The sequence below is a fragment of the Pseudomonas syringae pv. tagetis genome (assembly GCF_022557255.1).
In the GTDB taxonomy this organism is placed as follows: Bacteria; Pseudomonadota; Gammaproteobacteria; order Pseudomonadales; family Pseudomonadaceae; genus Aquipseudomonas; species Aquipseudomonas caricapapayae.
In genome coordinates this window covers 3,974,782-3,994,346 of record NZ_CP092923.1, presented here as the reverse complement: position 1 = coordinate 3,994,346, position 19,565 = coordinate 3,974,782, and the positions used below count along the sequence as shown (strand labels likewise).

Here is a 19,565-nt window from a genome sequence, read left to right as displayed (position 1 = left end):
CTTACGAGAGATATGTCCATGAGCCAAGGTGTTGAATTTAATCGCTTGATGTTGGATATGCGGGCCATGCAGATGGACGCGATGTCTGCGCCCAAGCCCGTGTCCGGTGCGCAGGAAGCCGGTGCCAGCAGCTTCGCTGACATGCTTGGTCAGGCCGTCAACAAGGTCGCGCAGACCCAGCAGGCTTCCAGCCAGTTGGCCAATGCATTCGAAATCGGCAAGAGCGGCGTGGATCTGACCGACGTCATGATTTCGTCGCAGAAAGCCAGCGTGTCTTTTCAGGCGTTGACCCAGGTACGTAACAAGCTGGTTCAAGCTTACCAAGACATCATGCAGATGCCGGTTTAAGGGACGTACTGAGTCATGGCTGAAGCAGCTGCCGATACCGTTCCTGCAAGAGCGGGCGCTTCCGAAAGAAAACCGTTGTTCGGTATGTCTTTTCTGGAAAATCTTTCCGAAATGACCATGCTGCGTCAGATCGGCCTCATGGTCGGTCTTGCCGCGAGCGTGGCCATCGGCTTCGCCGTGGTGCTCTGGTCCCAGCAGCCTGACTATCGTCCGCTTTATGGCAGTCTGGCGGGCATGGACAGCAAGCAGATCATGGACACCCTGACTGCAGCGAACATCAACTACACCGTCGAGCCGAACTCCGGTGCGCTGTTGGTGAAGTCCGATGATGTGCAGCGTGCGCGCATCCAGCTGGCTCAGGCGGGTGTGGTACAGAACGACGCCAACATCGGTTTCGAAATCCTCGACAAGGATCAGGGGCTGGGCACCAGTCAGTTCATGGAAGCCACGCGTTATCGTCGTGGCCTGGAAGGCGAGCTGGCGCGTACCATTTCTGCGTTGAACAACGTCAAGGGTGCCCGCGTGCACCTGGCGATTCCGAAAAGCTCGGTATTCGTCCGTGATGACCGCAAGCCAAGCGCTTCGGTACTGGTCGAGCTGTACGCCGGTCGTTCGCTGGAGCCGAGTCAGGTCATGGCCATCATCAATCTGGTGGCCACCAGTGTTCCCGAGCTGAGCAAGTCGCAGATTACCGTCGTTGACCAGAAGGGGGCTCTGCTTTCCGATCAGGCGGAAAACTCCGAGCTGACCATGGCCGGCAAGCAATTCGACTACAGCCGTCGCATGGAAAGCATGCTCACCCAGCGCGTGCAGAACATTCTGCAGCCGATTCTGGGCAATGATCGCTATAAGGCCGAGGTCTCGGCAGTGGTTGATTTCAGCGCTGTCGAATCGACCGCCGAAAGCTTCAACCCTGATCAACCTGCCTTGCGCAGCGAGCAGTCGGTCAATGAACAACGTTCCAGCAGCTCAAGCTCGGGCGGCGTTCCGGGGGCGCTGAGCAATCAGCCGCCCGGCCCGGCGACGGCTCCGCAGACTGCAGGCGGTGGCGCAGCCGGTGCAGCCGGCCCTATCGCTCCAGGCCAACCCCTGCTGGATGCCAATGGTCAGCAGATCATGGACCCGGCAACCGGTCAGCCCGCGTTGGCGCCATACCCGGCCGACAAGCGCGTGCAGTCGACCAAGAACTTCGAGCTTGACCGTTCCATCAGTCACACCAAGCAGCAGCAGGGCCGTCTGACCCGCCTTTCGGTTGCGGTAGTGGTCGATGACATGGTCAAGACCAACGCGGCCAATGGCGAAGTCACCCGTGCTCCATGGAGCGCGGCGGATCTCGCTCGCTTCACGCGGCTGGTACAGGATGCCGTCGGTTTCGACGCCAGCCGCGGCGACAGCGTCAGCGTGATCAACGTGCCGTTCTCCAGCGAACGCGCTGAAGTGCTGCCTGAAGCGTCGTTCTATTCGCAACCCTGGTTCTGGGACATCGTCAAGCAGGCTGTTGGCGTGATCTTCATCCTGATCCTGGTGTTCGGTGTACTGCGCCCGGTGTTGAACAACATCACCAATGGCAAGCGCAAGGAACTGGCAGGTTTCGGCGGCGACGCCGAACTGGGTGGCATGGGCGGTCTGGACGGCGAATTGTCCAACGATCGCGTAAGTCTGGGTGGCCCGCAGAGCATTCTGCTGCCAAGCCCGACCGAAGGCTATGACGCACAGCTGAACGCAATCAAGAGTTTGGTGGCTGAGGATCCTGGCCGTGTGGCTCAGGTTGTGAAAGAGTGGATCAACACTGATGAATGAACGAGCCATGGTAGCCAAACTCTCCAAAGTTGAAAAAGCGGCTGTACTGTTGCTCTCGCTGGGCGAAACCGATGCGGCTCAGGTGCTCCGGCACATGGGCCCCAAGGAAGTCCAGAAAGTGGGTGTGGCGATGGCGCAGATGCGCAACGTGCATCGCGAGCAGGTCGAAGAGGTCATGAGCGAATTCGTCGACATCGTCGGCGATCAGACCAGCCTTGGCGTCGGTTCCGACGGCTATATCCGCAAGATGCTGACCCAGGCACTGGGCGAGGACAAGGCCAACGGCTTGATCGACCGGATTCTGCTGGGTGGCAATACCAGCGGCCTGGACAGCCTCAAGTGGATGGAGCCGCGTGCGGTCGCCGACGTGATCCGTTTCGAGCACCCGCAGATTCAGGCCATCGTGGTCGCCTACCTCGACGCCGATCAGGCGGGCGAGGTGCTTGGGCATTTCGATCACAAGGTCCGCCTCGACATCATCCTGCGCGTGTCATCGCTCAACACCGTACAGCCAGCGGCTCTCAAGGAATTGAACCAGATTCTCGAGAAGCAGTTCTCCGGTAACGCCAACACGTCGCGTACCACACTGGGTGGTATCAAGCGTGCGGCCGACATCATGAACTTCCTCGACAGCTCGATCGAAGGTTCGCTCATGGACTCGATCCGCGAGGTCGACGAAGACCTTTCGGTGCAGATCGAGGACCTCATGTTCGTCTTCAACAATCTTTCCGATGTCGACGACCGTGGTATCCAGGCGCTGCTGCGCGAAGTATCCTCGGACGTGCTGGTACTCGCGCTCAAGGGCTCGGACGAAGGCATCAAGGAAAAAATCTTCAAGAACATGTCCAAGCGTGCCTCTGAGCTGCTGCGCGACGATCTGGAAGCAAAAGGTCCGGTGCGTGTCAGCGATGTGGAAACCGCCCAGAAAGAAATCCTCACCATTGCGCGTCGTATGGCCGAGGCCGGCGAGATCGTACTCGGTGGCAAGGGTGGCGAGGAAATGATCTAAGGATTCAGCCGACTCATGTCCAGTTCCAATAAAGAATCGGCCAGCGACCTCATTCGCGCCAAGGACGCCGCGTTGCTCGACATCTGGGCGCTGCCCAGCTTCGATCCACACGTGGAGCCCGAACCTGAACCGGAACCCGAGCTGGTCGACGAACCGGCCGAGATGGAAGAAGTGCCGCTGGATGAAGTCCAGCCACTGACTCTGGAAGAGCTGGAAAGCATCCGCCAGGAGGCCTGGAACGAAGGCTTCGCCACCGGTGAAAAGGAAGGTTTTCACGGCACTCAGCTAAAAGTGCGTCAGGAGGCGGAGGTCGTTCTTGCGGCAAAAGTTGCCAGCCTGGAACAACTGATGGGTAATCTGCTGGCACCTATCGCCGAGCAGGACACCCAGATCGAAAAGGCTGTCATTTACCTCGTCGAGCACATCGCGCGCAAGGTCATTCAGCGCGAGCTGGTCACGGACTCGGCACAGATTGCCAGCGTGCTGCGCGATGCCCTCAAGCTATTGCCGATGGGCGCGCAGAATGTGCGAATTTTCATAAATCCTCAGGACTTTCTGCTGGTCAAGGCCATGCGTGAACGTCACGAGGAGTCGTGGAAGATCGTCGAAGACGAAGACCTGCTGCCGGGCGGTTGCCGCATCGAAACCGAGCATAGCCGTATCGACGCCAGCGTCGAAACACGCATTGCCCTGGCGATTTCCAAGATGCACGACCAGTTGCATGAACAGGTCACTCATCCTGCTGCAGCGGATCTGAGCGTTGATCTGGATGTCTCGCCAGGCAAAGCCCCCAATGCTGAAGAATCTGACGCGGACACCCTCGATGCGCCTTGATCGCACCAGTTTCGCCAAGCGCCTCGGTTCCTATGCCGAGTCGATCAGCCTGCCTGCCCAGCCCGTAGTGGAAGGTCGTCTGCTGCGCATGGTGGGTCTGACGCTTGAGGCCGAGGGCCTGCGCGCGGCAATGGGCAGCCGGTGTGTGGTTATCAATGACGACAGCCATCACCCGGTGGAAGTCGAAGCTGAAGTGATGGGTTTTTCCGGTGGCAAGGTGTTTCTCATGCCGGTCGGCAGCGTGGCCGGCATCGCGCCTGGCGCGCGGGTTGTGCCGCTGGCCGATACCGGTCGTCTGCCGATGGGCATGAGCATGCTGGGCCGGGTCCTTGATGGTGCCGGTCGTCCGCTGGATGGTCGCTCGCCGATCAAGGCCGAAGACTGGGTGCCGATGGATGGCCCGACCATCAACCCGCTCAAGCGTGACCCCATCAGTCAGCCACTGGATGTCGGCATTCGGTGCATCAACGGTTTATTGACGGTGGGTCGCGGTCAGCGTCTCGGGCTGTTTGCCGGTACGGGCGTGGGCAAGAGTGTGCTGCTCGGCATGATGACGCGCTTCACCGAAGCGGACATCATCGTCGTTGGCCTGATCGGGGAGCGGGGCCGTGAGGTCAAGGAGTTCATCGAGCACATCCTCGGCGAGGAGGGCCTGAAGCGTTCGGTGGTGGTCGCTTCGCCAGCCGATGATGCGCCTCTGATGCGTTTGCGCGCAGCGATGTATTGCACGCGAATCGCCGAATACTTTCGTGACAAGGGCAAGAATGTCCTGTTGCTGATGGATTCACTGACCCGTTTTGCTCAGGCTCAGCGGGAAATCGCGCTGGCCATTGGCGAGCCGCCGGCCACCAAGGGCTATCCTCCATCAGTGTTTGCCCGCTTGCCCAAACTGGTCGAGCGCGCCGGCAACGCTGAAAAGGGTGGTGGTTCTATTACCGCGTTTTACACCGTGCTCTCCGAAGGCGATGACCAGCAGGACCCGATTGCCGATTCGGCGCGCGGTGTGCTGGACGGCCACATCGTGCTGTCCCGGCGCCTGGCCGAAGAGGGGCATTACCCGGCTATCGATATCGAAGCGTCCATCAGCCGGGTCATGCCCGCCGTGGTCAGCCCCGAGCACATGGCGCGTGCGCAGCATTTCAAACAGTTGTGGTCACGCTATCAGCAGACTCGCGACCTCATCAGCGTGGGGGCCTATGTAGCAGGCGGCGATCGCGAAACGGACATGGCGATTGCGCTGCATCCGGTACTGGTGCGCTATCAGCGTCAGGCGTTGCGCGAGAACGAAAGCATGCAGGGCAGCAGCGAGGCGCTGGCGTCGATCTTCGCACCAGCGACTGGCGGCTGATAACCCATGGCGCAGAGTCGAGCGGCGCGTCTGGCGCCGGTGGTCGAGATGGCAGAGGCTGCCGAGCGAACTGCCGCCCAGCGCCTTGGGCACTTCCAGGGGCAGGTCAATCTTGCCAACAACAAGCTGCAGGAACTTGACCAGTTTCGTCAGGATTATCAGCAACAATGGTTGCAGCGCGGCAGTGCCGGGGTTTCCGGGCAGTGGCTGCTGGGTTATCAACGCTTTCTCAGTCAGCTCGATGTCGCCGTTGCCCAGCAATACAAAAGTCTTGAATGGCACAAAGCCAATCTGGATCGGGCGCGCAGCGCCTGGCAGGATTGCTACGCGCGGGTAGAGGGCTTGCGCAAGCTGGTGCAGCGGTACATGGACGAGGCGCGCAGGCTGGAAGACAAGCGCGAGCAGAAATTGCTCGACGAGTTGTCGCAGCGCCTGCCTCGTCATGAACAATTCTGACGTTTGACTCAATCAGACCCGCAGTGATCTCTCTGGCTGGTCTACGCTATCAATGTCTCGGTGATGAAACACCTCGAGGTTCCCATGACTGTCACTTCCGAACGTTCTGCCGATGGCCAGACGCTGACCCTTTATATCGAAGGGCGTTTCGATTTCAATTCCCATCAGGCGTTTCGCACTGCCTATGAGGACTATCCGCAGTCACTGAACTACGTGGTCGACCTGCGCGGTACGCATTATCTGGACAGTTCTGCGCTGGGCATGCTGTTGCTGCTGCGCGATCACGCCGGAGGTGACAAGGCATTGGTACGCTTGGTCAACTGCACGCCTGATGTGCTGAAGATTCTGGCCATTTCCAATTTCTCGAAGCTGTTCGAATTGAGCATACCCAGTGCAGCCAGCCCCGAACAAACTGTGCATTCTGATCGCTGATGACAGCACCAGTGACCGCTTGCTGCTGTCAACCATCGTGGCGCGGCAGGGTCACCGGGTCCTCAGCGCGGGCAACGGTGTCGAAGCGGTTGCCATCTTCAAGGCCGAAAGCCCGCAGTTGATTCTGATGGACGCCATGATGCCGGTCATGGATGGTTTCGAAGCGGCGCGAAGGATCAAGGCGATGGCCGGCGAATCGCTGGTGCCGATCATCTTCCTGACCTCGCTCACCGAAGGCGAGGCGCTTGCACGCTGCCTGGACGCCGGTGGTGACGACTTTATGTCCAAGCCTTACAACCCGCTGGTATTGGCCGCCAAGCTCAACGCCATGAACCGTTTGCGGGTATTGCACGAGACTGTTCGCCAGCAGCGTGACCAGATCGCCAGGCACCATGAATATCTGCTCAATGAGCAACGTGTCGCCAAGGCGGTGTTCGATCAGATCGCCCACGCCGGTTGCCTGGGGGCGAGCAATATCCGCTACCTGCAGTCCCCCTACGCACTGTTCAACGGCGACCTGATGCTGGCCGCTTACACCCCCGCCGGGCACATGCAGGTGCTGCTCGGTGATTTCACCGGACATGGCTTGCCGGCTGCCGTTGGCGCGATGCCGCTTGCAGAAGTGTTCTATGGCATGACAGCCAAGGGCTATGGCCTGGTTGAAATCCTCCGTGAAATGAACGCCAAGCTCAAACGCATCCTCCCGGTCGACATGTTTTGTTGTGCGACGCTGCTGTGTATCAATCTGCCGCAGCGGCAGGTCGAGGTATGGAGCGGCGGCTTGCCGGACGGCTACCTGCTGCGCGGCGCACAGGGCGAGCATGTGCCGCTGGCCTCGAATCATCTGCCCTTGGGCGTATTGAGCGTCGATGCCTTCGACGCGCGCACCGACGTGTATCCGTTGGCGCCGGGTGACCGCATATTTCTGTTGTCCGACGGCGTGCTCGACACCAGTAACAGTCAGGAGGAGCTGTTCGGTGCGCAGCGTCTGCGACAGGTTCTGTCGGCCAATCGCGAACCGCAGTTGCTGATCGAAGAGATCCTCGAGGCGCTCAACGAATTTGGCGGCAAGGCGCGTGACGATGTCAGTCTGCTGGAAGTCAGCGCTGTCGAAGCGCCGCTGCAAAGTCTGCCTGCCATGATGTATTCGGACAGCGGCGCCTCCAGCCCGCTGGACTGGTCGGCCAGCTTCGAGTTTCGTGCCTCGACCCTCAAGCGTTTCAACCCCCTGCCTTACGTACTGCAATTGCTGCTGGAGGTACATGGCCTGCGTGATCAGGGTGCCGCACTGCACATGGTGCTCGGCGAGCTGTACAGCAATGCGCTGGAGCATGGTGTGCTAGGGTTGGATTCGGCGCTCAAGCACGACGCAGCAGGCTTCGCGCTCTATTATCAGCAGCGGGCAGAACGCCTCGACAGGCTGCAGTCCGGCTTCATCCGCATGACCCTGCAGGTTGAAACGGTCGCGCAGGGCGGTCGGCTGACCCTCGGTGTCGAGGACAGCGGCCAGGGATTTGATGTGGAAAAGACCCGGACGCTGACGCCTGCCAGCAATGAACTGTATGGTCGCGGGCTGCATCTGGTCTGTGAGTTGAGCCGCGAGGCCAGGTGGTCCAGGGATGGCAGGACCGCCTGCGTGGAATTTTCCTGGGAGGGAGTGGCATAATCCCCGCCTGGAGTCTTGATCAAGGAGTGAACAAGTGTCGATTCATCTGGATTACAGCGTGTTGAATACCTTGCAGGAGGTCATGGAAGACGAATATCCAACCTTGCTGGATGTTTTTCTCAAGGATTCCGAGCAGCGTATCGCGCAGTTGCGTCTGGCTGCCGGGTCCCGCAATCCTGACTTTCAGGAGTTGAGCCTTACCGCTCACAGCTTCAAGGGCAGCAGTAGCAACATGGGGGCCTTGCAGCTTTCCGAGCTGTGCCGTCAGCTCGAGGAGCAGGCCCGCCAGGAGCAGTTCGCAGGTCTGGCAGAATTGATTGGCACGATCGACAGTGAATACATGACGATTCGCGGGTTGTTCAATTCCGAGCGGCAGCTGTTCGTCAGCTGAGCCCTGAAGTCTCCCTCGATTCCCGTTATGGAGATCATTTAAAAATTGGCCCGCATATTGCTAGCTACTCTGGTAAGGCGATAACCAGCAGCTGATGCGGAGACCGAAATGCCCCTTGCTACCAATGCGCTTCTTCAGGCTACAACCTCTGTGACCGCCAGGTCCGGTGTGGCCAACAATGCGGTCAAGTCTGCTGACAGCAGCAAGGACGGGGCCTCCAGCTTTTCCAATGTCTATGCAAAGCAGGCGAAAGACACCGTCCCTGCGCGTGACGATACGCCCGTAAAACCAGCTCGCGACAAGACCGCGCCTGACAAGGACAAGGTTGCCGCTGGCAAGGACAAGCCTGCAAGCGATCAGACGAATGCCGCCGACAAGTCGAGCGTTGCCGATAGCGGCAATGATTTGCCAGCCAAGTCGGCAAGTGCGGATGATGACGCGGCGCATTCCGACTCGAAGCAGGACGATGCGCAGGCCTCTGCCGATCCGGCGCTGACTGAGGGCCAGGCGGTCGTCGATCCGGCCCTTGACCCGGCATTGCAGGCAATGGCCGCACAGGCTCCCGCGGCACCTGTAGGCAAGGCACCACCAAGTGCGGAAGTTGTCACCGCACCAGTGGTCTCGGCGCTCACTACCACTCAGGCGGCACCGCCAGTCGTGGCCGAAGACGCCTTCAATCCCGACGCCGATCCGCTGGACGGTCTGGATGCCGTGCAGTTGGCGCTGGAAAACGCCACTGCCAAGACTCAACTGGCTGCGCAGAACGCCCAGGCTGCCAACAAGGCGACGCCGAGCAACTCTGAAGCTGACCCCAATCAGAATATCGTCAATAACCTGTCGGTCCTGAGCGAGCAACTTCCCTCCGAAGGCAGCAGCACTGAAAGCAGTGACAAGTCGTTCAGCGGTTTGATCGGTGAGGGTCTGAAGGATGTCAAAGGCGCCGCCGGCGACACGCGCGTCGACAACTTTGCCGATCGCCTCGCTGCGCTCAGCCAGGCCGCGCAACCGGCACGCGCAGCGGCAGCACCTGCCGCGCCCTTGATGAACCAGCCGTTGGCCATGCATCAAAGCGGCTGGACCGAAGGCATCGTCGACCGCGTCATGTACCTGTCGAGCCAGAATCTCAAGACCGCCGATATCAAGCTGGAACCTGCCGAACTCGGTCGTCTCGATATTCGTATCAACATGGCGCCTGAGCAGCAGACCCAGGTGACCTTCATGAGCGCCCATATGGGTGTACGTGATGCACTGGAAAGCCAGATGTCGAAGTTGCGTGAGTCGTTCGTGCAGCAGGGGCTTGGCAACGTCGACGTCAATGTTTCCGACCAGTCGCAACAGCAGGCCCAGCAACAGGCTCAGGAGCAGGCCAGCCGTGCCCAGCGCAGCGGTCGTGGCGGTGGCATGAGTTCCAGCGATACCTCCGATGAAATCGCAGGCGTCGATGCAGCCATTCCGGTCAGCCAGCCAGCGGCACGTGTGATCGGCACCAGTGAGATCGATTATTACGCGTGAGGCTCTTGAGTTGCATGGCAGCCGCGACGCGATGTCATGCATTGCATGAACTTGATGGCGCAGAAATGCTTTTTTAACGCGATGGCACAGACGACCCAGATTGCGACGTAAGTGACAGGGTGAAGTCGGGCCGGAAACGGAGTTGCGGGCTTTGCCTACTTTGGCCCCATCAAAGTAGGTCGCCGAGGGGCGAAAAGGTGACTTGAGTCGAACCTCAATCCACCTGAGAACGAAAAACCATTGTGTGACGCGGAGCGTCACGAACTGCATTCCCACGCGGAGCGTGGGGACGATAGTCGTGGCAGCCGCGACACGACGTCATGAACTGCATTCCCACGCGGAGCGTGAGGAACGATAGTTATTAGCTCCCGAACTGTGCCTTTAGCCAAACTGCTCTAAAGTGCTTTCACAAGAATCACGATCCCTTCGCGCCCAGGCGCGTAACCGTTTGTGTCCAATACATCTCCGCCTCGTACAACTCTGGCATAACACTTGCTCTGCCTCTGTCACGTATTGAAGAACCTCTTGAATAGTGACGGATTATTGGCATGGCGCAGAGCGAAGAAGTTAAAGACCCCGCGACCACAGGCAAAGGTAAAGGCAAACTCAAGCTCATTATCATCGCCGTCGTGGCGCTGCTGCTGGCCGTAGGCTTGTCGGTGGGCGCGACCTGGTTCCTCATGCACAAGAGCGAAAGCAAGGAAGATCCAGCGGCGGCCGCAGCGGCAGCCAACGTCAAGCCAGTGGCGGTGTTCGAACCGATGACCCCGGCCTTTGTGGTCAACTTCAACGCCAATGGCCGCCAACGCTACATGCAGGTGAGCATCACCATGCTGGGCCGTAACGCAGCCGACATGGAAGCGCTGAAGGTCCACATGCCATTGATCCGCAACAATCTGGTCATGCTGTTTGCAGCCATTCCCTTCGAATCGCTGGCTTCGCCGATCGGCCAGGAAATGCTGCGTCAGAAAGCGACCGCCAGCATTCAGGAAGTCGCGCAGAAAGAACTCGGCAAGACTGTGATCGAACAGCTGCTCTTCACTAACCTCGTATTGCAGTAGGACTCTCACATGGCCGTGCAAGACCTGCTCTCCCAGGACGAGATCGATGCGCTGCTGCATGGCGTCGACGATGGGATGGTCCAGACTGACAACAACAGCGAACCTGGGAGTGTCAAAAGTTACGACCTGACCAGCCAGGACCGGATCGTCCGCGGACGCATGCCGACGCTGGAAATGATCAACGAGCGCTTCGCCCGCTACACACGTATCAGCATGTTCAACCTGCTGCGCCGCTCGGCGGACGTGGCGGTGGGCGGTGTTCAGGTCATGAAGTTCGGTGAGTACGTGCATTCCCTGTACGTGCCGACCAGCCTCAATCTGGCCAAGATCAAGCCGCTGCGTGGCACCGCGCTGTTCATTCTTGACGCCAAGCTGGTGTTCAAGTTGGTGGATAACTTTTTCGGCGGTGACGGTCGTCACGCCAAGATCGAAGGCCGGGAGTTCACGCCGACCGAACTGCGTGTCGTGCGCATGGTGCTGGATCAGGCGTTTGTCGACCTCAAGGAGGCCTGGCAGGCGATCATGGAAGTCAATTTCGAGTACATCAACTCGGAAGTGAACCCGGCCATGGCCAACATCGTCGGGCCGAGCGAGGCTGTAGTGATCTCCACCTTCCACATCGAACTGGATGGCGGTGGCGGCGATCTGCACGTGACCATGCCGTACTCGATGATCGAGCCGATCCGCGAAATGCTCGATGCCGGCTTCCAGTCGGATCTGGACGATCAGGACGAGCGCTGGGTCAATGCGCTCAAGGAAGACGTGCTGGATGTCAATGTGCCTCTTACTACGACCGTCGCCCAGCGTCAGCTGCCGCTGCGTGACATCCTGCACATGCGACCTGGTGATGTGATCCCGGTGGAATTGAGCGACTCGCTGGTCATGCGTGCCAATGGCGTACCTTCATTCAAGGTCAAGCTTGGCTCGCACAAGGGCAAGATGGCCCTGCAAGTAATCGAACCCATAGCGCGACGCTGACCTGTCTGGTCGACGTCGGAAATTGTTGCGTAACTGAAATACTGCGTGCAGAGGACAACTGATGGCTGATGAAAACGATATGACGTCTGCTGAAGATCAGGCGTTGGCCGATGAGTGGGCTGCTGCATTGGGCGAAGCTGGCGACAGTCAGGCTGACATCGATGCGTTGCTGGCTGCGGATGCGGGGAATTCGGGTAGCCGGATGACCATGGAAGAGTTCGGCAGCGTGCCGAAAAGCACGGGGCCGGTTTCTCTGGATGGGCCTAATCTGGATGTGATTCTTGACATTCCGGTGTCGATCTCCATGGAAGTGGGCAGCACTGACATCAATATCCGTAACCTGCTGCAGCTCAACCAGGGCTCGGTGATCGAGCTGGATCGTCTGGCTGGTGAGCCGCTGGACGTGTTGGTCAACGGGACGCTCATCGCGCACGGTGAGGTGGTGGTGGTCAACGAGAAGTTCGGCATCCGTCTGACCGACGTGATCAGCCCGAGCGAACGCATCAAGAAGCTGCGCTAAGTGAGGCGCTGGCTGAGTGTTCTGCTGACCCTGCCATCGCTGGCCTGGGCCGCCGAACCCGCCGTTCAGGCGGCGCCTGCGCAAGTGGCCAATACGGTCTCCGGCGGTATGGGCGGGCAGGTGGTGCAACTGCTGTTCGGTCTGATCCTGGTGATTGGCCTGATTTTCGTACTCGCGTGGCTGATGCGCCGGGTGCAGCGCGTCGGGCCGAACAGCAATCAGGTGATCGAGCTGGTGAGCTCGCGCGCGCTGGGGCCGCGTGATCGGCTGGTGCTGGTGCAGATCGGCAATGAACAAGTGCTGCTGGGCATTACGCCCGGGCGAATCACGCCTTTGCATGTGCTCAAGGAGCCCGTGCAGGTGCCGGTGCGCGAGCAGGCTACCCCTGAATTCGCTCAGCGCCTGATGGAGCTGATGGGCAAGGATAAGGACAAGAAGTAATGGGCGCCTTGCGTTTCCTGATACTGCTGTTGCTGGTGATGGTGACGCCCGCTGCGCTAGCGGCCGATCCGCTGTCGATCCAGGCGATCACGCTGTCCAATGGTGCCGATGGTCAGCAGGAGTATTCGGTCAGTCTGCAGATTCTGCTGATCATGACCGCGCTGAGCTTCATTCCGGCGTTCGTCATGTTGATGACCAGCTTCACGCGGATCATCATCGTCTTCTCGATTCTGCGTCAGGCCCTCGGCTTGCAGCAGACGCCGTCGAACCAGATCCTCACCGGCATGGCGTTGTTTCTGACCATGTTCATCATGGCGCCGGTATTCGACCGGGTGAATCAGGATGCGCTACAGCCTTATCTGGCTGAAAAGCTCACGGCGCAGGATGCTGTCGCCAAAGCTCAGGTGCCGATCAAGGATTTCATGCTGGCACAAACCCGCACCAGTGACCTCGAGCTGTTCATGCGTCTGTCCAAGCGCACCGACATCCCGACCCCGGATGCTGCGCCGCTGACCATTCTGGTCCCTGCGTTCGTGATTTCGGAGCTCAAGACGGCGTTTCAGATCGGTTTCATGATCTTCATTCCGTTCCTGATCATCGATCTGGTGGTGGCCAGCGTGCTGATGGCGATGGGTATGATGATGCTGTCGCCGCTGATCATTTCTCTGCCGTTCAAGATCATGCTGTTTGTGCTGGTGGACGGCTGGGCGCTGATTGTCGGCACCCTGGCCGGCAGTTTTGGTGGCGTATGAGCCGTTTCACTGAGGAGTCTGCCCGATGACGCCGGAAGTAGCCGTCGATCTGTTCCGCGAGGCGCTGTGGCTGACCACTGTGCTGGTTGCGATTCTTGTTGTGCCAAGCCTGTTGTGCGGTCTGCTGGTGGCAATGTTTCAGGCGGCCACGCAGATCAACGAACAGACCCTGAGCTTCCTGCCGCGCCTGCTGGTGATGCTCGTCACCCTCATCGTCATCGGCCCGTGGCTGTTGAAAATATTCATGGAATACATGCTGTCGTTGTACACCAGTATTCCGACCCTGATCGGCTAGCATCGCATGCAGCCGATGCTCGCGCTGACCGATACCCAGATCAGTACCTGGGTAGCCAGCTTCATGTTGCCGCTGTTTCGCATCATCGCGTTGCTGATGACCATGCCGATCATCGGCACCACGCTGGTCCCGCGTCGGGTGCGCATGTACCTCGCCGTGGCGATCACCGTGGTGGTCGCGCCTGCGCTGCCAGCCATGCCGCCCGTGCAGGCGCTCGACCTGAGCGCGCTATTGCTGATCGGCGAACAGATCATCATCGGCGCCGGGATGGGCCTGTCGCTGCAGTTGTTCTTTCATATCTTTGTGGTCGCCGGGCAGATCATCTCGACGCAGATGGGGATGGGCTTCGCCTCGATGGTCGACCCTACCAACGGTGTCTCCTCCGCCACCATTGGCCAGTTCTTTACGATGCTGGTCACCCTGTTGTTCCTGGCCATGAACGGTCATCTGGTGGTGCTGGAAATCCTCGTCGAGAGCTTTACCACGATGCCGGTCGGCAGTGGTTTGCTGGTCAATAACTTTTGGGAGCTGGCCAACGGGTTGGGCTGGGTACTGGCTTCGGGTCTGCGGCTGGTGTTGCCTGCGATTACCGCGCTGCTGATCATCAACATCGCTTTTGGCGTCATGACCCGTGCCGCGCCGCAACTCAACATCTTTTCCATCGGTTTCCCGCTCACGCTGGTGTTGGGCATGGTCATTCTGTGGATGACCATGGGCGACATTCTCAATCAGTATCAACCGATCGCTACGCAGGCATTGCAGGCGTTGCGCGACATGGTGAGGGCTCGTTGAATGGCAGAAAACGAGAATGGCCAGGACAAGACAGAAGACCCCACGGAAAAAAAGGTCAAGGACTCACGGGCTGACGGCCAGATCGCTCGCTCCAAGGAACTGACCACGCTGGTGGTGATGCTGATGGGGGCGGGAGGGCTGTTGATGTTCGGCTCCGATATCGCCCTGATGATGTCCGAGCTGATGCGTGACAACTTCACGATATCCCGCGAAACCCTGATGGATCAGTCCTACATGGGCAAGGCGCTGCTCAGTTCCGGGATGCACGCGCTGGTCGTGGTTCTGCCATTTCTGATCGCCATGCTGGTTGCCGCACTGGTAGGGCCGATCATGCTCGGCGGCTGGCTGTTCGCCACCAAATCACTGATGCCCAAGTTCAGCCGCATGAATCCGGCAGCAGGGCTCAAACGCATGTTTTCGCCGCATGCGCTGGTCGAATTGCTCAAGTCTTTCGGCAAATTCCTGATCACTCTGGCGGTTGCGCTGGTGGTCCTGAACAATGAGCGCAAGGACCTGGTCGCGATTGCCCACGAGCCGCTTGAGCAGGCCATGATTCACAGCCTGATGGTGGTGGGCTGGAGCAGTTTCTGGATGGCGTGTGGCCTGATATTCATCGCGGCGGCGGACGTGCCGTTCGTGTTGTATGAGGCGCACAAGAAGCTGCTGATGACCAAGCAGGAGGTGCGCGACGAGCACAAGAACAGCGAGGGCAGCCCGGAGGTCAAGCAACGTATTCGCCAGTTGCAGCGTGAAATGTCCCAGCGACGCATGATGGCCTCCGTCCCTGAGGCTGACGTGATCATTACCAACCCGACACACTTCGCCGTCGCCCTCAAATACGATCCCGAGCAGGGCGGGGCACCGATGTTGCTGGCCAAGGGTACTGATCTGGTGGCGCTGAAAATTCGCGAAATCGGCGCGCATAACGAGATCCTGATTCTGGAATCTGCGGCACTGGCGCGTTCCATTTACTACAGCACCGAACTCGATCAGGAAATTCCCGCCGGCCTGTATCTGGCCGTCGCCCAGGTGCTGGCCTACGTCTATCAGATCCGCCAGTTCCGTGCCGGTCAGGGCAAGCGCCCCGACCCTCTGGGCGACATCAAAATCCCTCCCGACCTGCAGCGCGACGCGTAGTCCGGTCCCCTCTCGCGACGTTCGGGCATCAATCTGAAAGGCCCTGGTTTCAGACGCTCCGCGTCCGCTCTTGCACAGGCAAACGAGAAGATTTTTCTGACTGCGCTCAGCGCACTGGATTTACGTGATTTCTGTGTCTAAAGCCTTACTGCCACTGGCTTTGTAAAAGTTGGACAGCTTTTTGCAACAGGGTCGATACAGGTCGCCATCGGCGTCAATGTTTTGATCTAGTGCGCAGGTAAACAATCAGTGGATCGTTCTCAGATATTCAGTAGCGCACGCAGCAATATCACAGGCCTTGGCCGTGGTCAGTTGGGCGTTCCGCTGTTGTTGCTGGTCATGATGGCAATGATGATGTTGCCGATGCCGCCATTCCTGCTGGACGTGTTCTTCACGTTCAACATTGCACTGTCCATCGTCGTGCTTCTGGTGTGCGTTTACGCCCTGCGGCCGCTGGACTTCTCGGTGTTTCCAACCATTCTGCTGGTCGCCACGTTGCTGCGTCTGGCACTCAACGTTGCTTCCACGCGTGTGGTCATGCTTCACGGTCAGGACGGTCATGCCGCTGCGGGCAAGGTGATTCAGGCCTTCGGTGAAGTTGTGATCGGTGGCAACTATGTCGTCGGTATCGTGGTGTTCGCGATTCTGATGATCATCAACTTCGTGGTAATCACCAAAGGTGCCGGCCGTATTTCCGAGGTCAGCGCGCGTTTCACCCTCGACGCGATGCCTGGCAAGCAGATGGCCATCGACGCGGACCTCAACGCCGGCCTTATCGATCAACCGGAAGCCAAGCGCCGCCGTGCCGAAGTCGCTCAAGAGGCCGAGTTCTACGGTTCCATGGACGGTGCCAGCAAATTCGTGCGCGGCGATGCGATTGCCGGTCTGCTGATCCTGTTCATCAACCTGATCGGCGGCATGCTGGTCGGTATTCTGCAACACAACATGACCTTCGCCGACGCAGGCCGCGTGTACACGCTGCTGACCATCGGTGACGGTTTGGTGGCGCAATTGCCATCACTGCTTTTGTCGACTGCCGCTGCGATCATGGTGACCCGCGCTTCCGGTTCGGAAGAGATGGGTAAGCTGATCAATCGGCAGATGTTTGCCTCGCCCAAGGCGCTGGCCGTTTCCGCTGCGATCATGATCGTGATGGGACTGGTGCCGGGTATGCCGCACTTCTCCTTCATCAGCCTTGGCCTGGTAGCGGCGGGCGGCGCGTATCTGCTCTGGAAGAAAGAGAATCAGGTGAAGGTCGAAGCGCTGGCCGAAGTGCAGCGTCAACAGGATCTGCTGCCGTCGCCGACCCGCGTTCAAGACGCCAAGGAACTGGGTTGGGATGACGTGACGCCCATCGATATCATCGGGCTGGAAGTGGGTTATCGCCTGATTCCGCTGGTGGACCGCAATCAGGGTGGTCAGTTGCTGGCGCGTATCAAGGGCGTGCGCAAGAAGCTGTCGCAGGAACTTGGCTTCCTGATGCCGACCGTACACATCCGTGACAACCTCGATCTGGCACCCAGCGCTTATCGCCTGACACTGATGGGTGTGATTCTGGCCGAGGCCGAAATCTACCCGGATCGCGAGCTGGCGATCAACCCCGGTCAAGTCTTCGGGACCCTGAACGGCATCACCGCCAGAGACCCGGCGTTTGGTCTGGAGGCTGTATGGATCGAAATCAGCCAGCGCAGCCAGGCACAGTCGCTGGGGTATACCGTGGTGGATGCCAGCACTGTAGTGGCAACCCACTTGAACCAGATTCTCTATAAGCACTCTCATGAGCTGATTGGTCACGAAGAAGTCCAGCAATTGATGCAATTGCTGGCCAAAAGCTCGCCCAAGCTGGCTGAAGAGCTGGTCCCGGGCGTCCTGTCCCTGTCCTCGCTGCTCAACGTGCTGCAAGCGCTTCTGGCTGAACATGTACCTGTGCGTGATATTCGCAGCATTGCCGAAGCTATCGCCAACAACGCCGGTAAGAGTCAAGATACCGCCGCTTTGGTGGCCGCCGTGCGCGTGGGTCTGAGCCGCGCAATCGTCCAAAGCATTGTAGGGGTTGAGCCGGAGCTGCCTGTTATCACTCTGGAGCCAAGGTTGGAACAGATATTGCTCAATAGTTTGCAGAAGGCTGGTCAGGGTCAGGAAGAAGGCGTTCTTCTTGAGCCAAGCATGGCTGAGAAGCTCCAGCGTTCGTTGATTGAGGCCGCCCAGCGTCAGGAGATGCAAGGGTTGCCGGTAATTCTTCTGGTAGCAGGGCCTGTCCGGGCGATGCTGTCACGATTTGGACGATTGGCTGTACCGAACATGCATGTTCTGGCGTATCAGGAAATTCCGGACAACAAGCAAGTAACCATCGTAGCGACTGTCGGGCCGAACGGCTGAGGTAGTGAGTCATGCAAGTTAAGCGATTTTTCGCCGCCGATATGCGTCAAGCCATGAAACTGGTTCGCGATGAGCTGGGCGCCGAGGCGGCCATCATCGGTAACCGGCGCATTGCCGGTGGCGTAGAGCTGACTGCCGCTCTGGATTACAAGCTGTCCGCCCTCGCACCGCGCGTGCCGAACATGGAGCTTGAAGACGAGCTGCGCAAGACCCAGTCGCGCATCGTCTCCGCTCAGGCCGAATTGAATAACCGCAGCGACAGCGACGCGTCGATCAATCTTCAGCTGTTTTCCGGCAAGCCGGCCAGCGCTGTGGACACGCACATCGAGCCGACGCTCGAAGAGCCGCCGCGTCCATTCGCATATACGCCGCCAGCCGCTGCAGAGCCGGCCGTTGGCCAGCGCGCCTACGACTCGATGCGCTCCGAACTGAATGGCCTGCGCGAGCTGCTGGAAGTCCAGCTCGGCTCCCTGGCCTGGAACCAGCTGCAGGGCAGTCGGCCGCAGCAGGCCAATCTGTGGCGTCGCCTGCAACGTGTCGGTCTGTCCGGCCCGTTGTCGCGCGATCTGCTCTCGATGATTCCGGAGATCGACGAGCCTCGTCAGGCCTGGCGCATGCTGCTGGCCCATCTGGCACGCATGATTGCTGTCCCGGACATCGAGCCGCTCGAAGAGGGTGGAGTGATTGCCATGGTCGGGCCTGCCGGCATGGGCAAGACCACCACGCTGGCCAAGCTGGCGGCGCGTTATGTGTTGAAGTACGGCCCGCAGAACATCGCGCTGGTCAGCATGGACAGCTTCCGCATCGGCGCACAGGAGCAACTCAAGACCCTTGGGCGCATCCTCAACGTGCCGGTCACTCATGTCGATCCTGGTCAGTCTCTGGTCCAGGCGCTGGAACCGCTGTTGCGCAAGCGCGTAGTGCTGATCGACACCGCCGGCCTGCAAGCCAGCGATCCGGCACTGCGCATGCAGCTGGAAAGTCTTGCAGGGCGCGGCATCAAGTCGCGTAACTATCTGGTCCTGGCAACCACCAGCCAGAAGCAGGTTCTGACAGCGGCTTATCACAGTTACAAACGTTGTGGCCTGGCCGGATGCATTCTGACCAAGCTTGATGAAACAGCCAGCCTCGGCGAAGTCCTGAGCCTGGCGATCAGTCATGAATTACCTGTGGCCTACCTTACGGACGGACCACGTATTCCTGATGACCTGCATACCCCGCGTCGTCATCAACTGGTAAGCCGCGCGGTGAGTGTGCAGATGCAGGATGAGCCTAGCGAGGAAGCAATGGCTGATATGTTTGCTGACCTCTATCACACCCCTGGCAAGAGAGTGGGTTAAGTGATGGATATTATTGGAATGTCCCTGCGTCAACGGTCTGCCAGGCAGTGTTCGTTTGTGAACGTGCAGCCCTC

The 19,565-nt window shown here is 59.3% G+C and carries 20 protein-coding genes; all 20 read left to right on the top strand.

The window, feature by feature from the left end:
• The first annotated feature begins 18 nt into the window (after positions 1-18).
• The 20 genes from fliE (at position 19) to flhF (ending at position 19,491) form a co-directional block, all read left to right on the top strand.
• Positions 19-348, top strand: coding sequence for a flagellar hook-basal body complex protein FliE (fliE, locus tag MME58_RS17710; protein ID WP_002554293.1), 330 nt, complete (start codon positions 19-21; stop codon positions 346-348).
• 15 nt (positions 349-363) lie between these two features.
• The gene (fliF, locus tag MME58_RS17705; RefSeq protein WP_003436100.1) at positions 364-2,148 is read left to right on the top strand and encodes a flagellar basal-body MS-ring/collar protein FliF; all 1,785 of its coding nucleotides are present in this window, start codon (positions 364-366) and stop codon (positions 2,146-2,148) included.
• The gene (gene fliG / locus MME58_RS17700; protein ID WP_011268442.1) at positions 2,141-3,157 is read left to right on the top strand and encodes a flagellar motor switch protein FliG; all 1,017 of its coding nucleotides are present in this window, start codon (positions 2,141-2,143) and stop codon (positions 3,155-3,157) included. The genes fliF and fliG overlap by 8 nt, the downstream gene beginning before the upstream one ends.
• A 15-nt stretch (positions 3,158-3,172) precedes the next feature.
• Positions 3,173-3,991, top strand: coding sequence for a flagellar assembly protein FliH (fliH, locus tag MME58_RS17695; protein WP_055005638.1), 819 nt, complete (start codon positions 3,173-3,175; stop codon positions 3,989-3,991).
• Positions 3,981-5,339 carry a flagellar protein export ATPase FliI gene (fliI, locus tag MME58_RS17690; protein ID WP_055005639.1) on the top strand — a complete coding sequence of 453 codons (1,359 nt, stop codon included), beginning with the start codon at positions 3,981-3,983 and terminating at the stop codon, positions 5,337-5,339. Before fliH ends, fliI begins: the two co-directional genes overlap by 11 nt.
• Positions 5,340-5,345: 6 nt before the next feature.
• Complete coding sequence (gene fliJ / locus MME58_RS17685) at positions 5,346-5,795, top strand: flagellar export protein FliJ (protein ID WP_002554288.1); 450 nt, start codon at positions 5,346-5,348, stop codon at positions 5,793-5,795.
• A gap of 84 nt (positions 5,796-5,879) precedes the next feature.
• Entirely contained in the window at positions 5,880-6,227 is a 348-nt protein-coding gene (locus MME58_RS17680) for an STAS domain-containing protein (protein WP_004408073.1), read from the top strand.
• Positions 6,187-7,893: a fused response regulator/phosphatase gene (locus tag MME58_RS17675; RefSeq protein WP_055005640.1), complete on the top strand. Its 1,707-nt coding sequence runs from the start codon at positions 6,187-6,189 to the stop codon at positions 7,891-7,893. The genes MME58_RS17680 and MME58_RS17675 overlap by 41 nt, the downstream gene beginning before the upstream one ends.
• 34 nt (positions 7,894-7,927) lie before the next feature.
• Positions 7,928-8,284 (top strand): Hpt domain-containing protein, encoded by a 357-nt coding sequence (locus tag MME58_RS17670; protein ID WP_054987598.1) that lies wholly within the window; start codon positions 7,928-7,930, stop codon positions 8,282-8,284.
• Positions 8,285-8,392: 108 nt separating this feature from the next.
• Entirely contained in the window at positions 8,393-9,796 is a 1,404-nt protein-coding gene (locus MME58_RS17665; RefSeq protein WP_054987599.1) for a flagellar hook-length control protein FliK, read from the top strand.
• A 548-nt stretch (positions 9,797-10,344) separates the two neighbouring features.
• On the top strand, positions 10,345-10,857 hold the full coding sequence (gene fliL / locus MME58_RS17660; protein WP_054987600.1) for a flagellar basal body-associated protein FliL: 513 nt from the start codon (positions 10,345-10,347) through the stop codon (positions 10,855-10,857).
• A gap of 9 nt (positions 10,858-10,866) precedes the next feature.
• Complete coding sequence (gene fliM, locus MME58_RS17655) at positions 10,867-11,835, top strand: flagellar motor switch protein FliM (protein ID WP_055005641.1); 969 nt, start codon at positions 10,867-10,869, stop codon at positions 11,833-11,835.
• A gap of 61 nt (positions 11,836-11,896) precedes the next feature.
• A complete protein-coding gene (gene fliN, locus MME58_RS17650; RefSeq protein ID WP_002554280.1) occupies positions 11,897-12,355 on the top strand; it encodes a flagellar motor switch protein FliN in 459 nt (152 codons plus the stop codon).
• On the top strand, positions 12,356-12,796 hold the full coding sequence (gene fliO, locus MME58_RS17645) for a flagellar biosynthetic protein FliO (protein ID WP_003436111.1): 441 nt from the start codon (positions 12,356-12,358) through the stop codon (positions 12,794-12,796).
• Complete coding sequence (gene fliP / locus MME58_RS17640; protein ID WP_054987602.1) at positions 12,796-13,548, top strand: flagellar type III secretion system pore protein FliP; 753 nt, start codon at positions 12,796-12,798, stop codon at positions 13,546-13,548. Before fliO ends, fliP begins: the two co-directional genes overlap by 1 nt.
• A gap of 25 nt (positions 13,549-13,573) precedes the next feature.
• Positions 13,574-13,843: a flagellar biosynthetic protein FliQ gene (locus MME58_RS17635; RefSeq protein ID WP_002554277.1), complete on the top strand. Its 270-nt coding sequence runs from the start codon at positions 13,574-13,576 to the stop codon at positions 13,841-13,843.
• Between the two features lie 6 nt (positions 13,844-13,849).
• Entirely contained in the window at positions 13,850-14,635 is a 786-nt protein-coding gene (gene fliR / locus MME58_RS17630; RefSeq protein WP_032609911.1) for a flagellar biosynthetic protein FliR, read from the top strand.
• Positions 14,636-15,772: a flagellar biosynthesis protein FlhB gene (flhB, locus tag MME58_RS17625; RefSeq protein ID WP_046719191.1), complete on the top strand. Its 1,137-nt coding sequence runs from the start codon at positions 14,636-14,638 to the stop codon at positions 15,770-15,772.
• 249 nt (positions 15,773-16,021) lie between these two features.
• Positions 16,022-18,151 carry a flagellar biosynthesis protein FlhA gene (gene flhA, locus MME58_RS17620; RefSeq protein ID WP_002554274.1) on the top strand — a complete coding sequence of 710 codons (2,130 nt, stop codon included), beginning with the start codon at positions 16,022-16,024 and terminating at the stop codon, positions 18,149-18,151.
• A gap of 11 nt (positions 18,152-18,162) precedes the next feature.
• Positions 18,163-19,491, top strand: coding sequence for a flagellar biosynthesis GTPase FlhF (gene flhF, locus MME58_RS17615; RefSeq protein ID WP_054987603.1), 1,329 nt, complete (start codon positions 18,163-18,165; stop codon positions 19,489-19,491).
• Positions 19,492-19,565 lie beyond the last annotated feature (74 nt).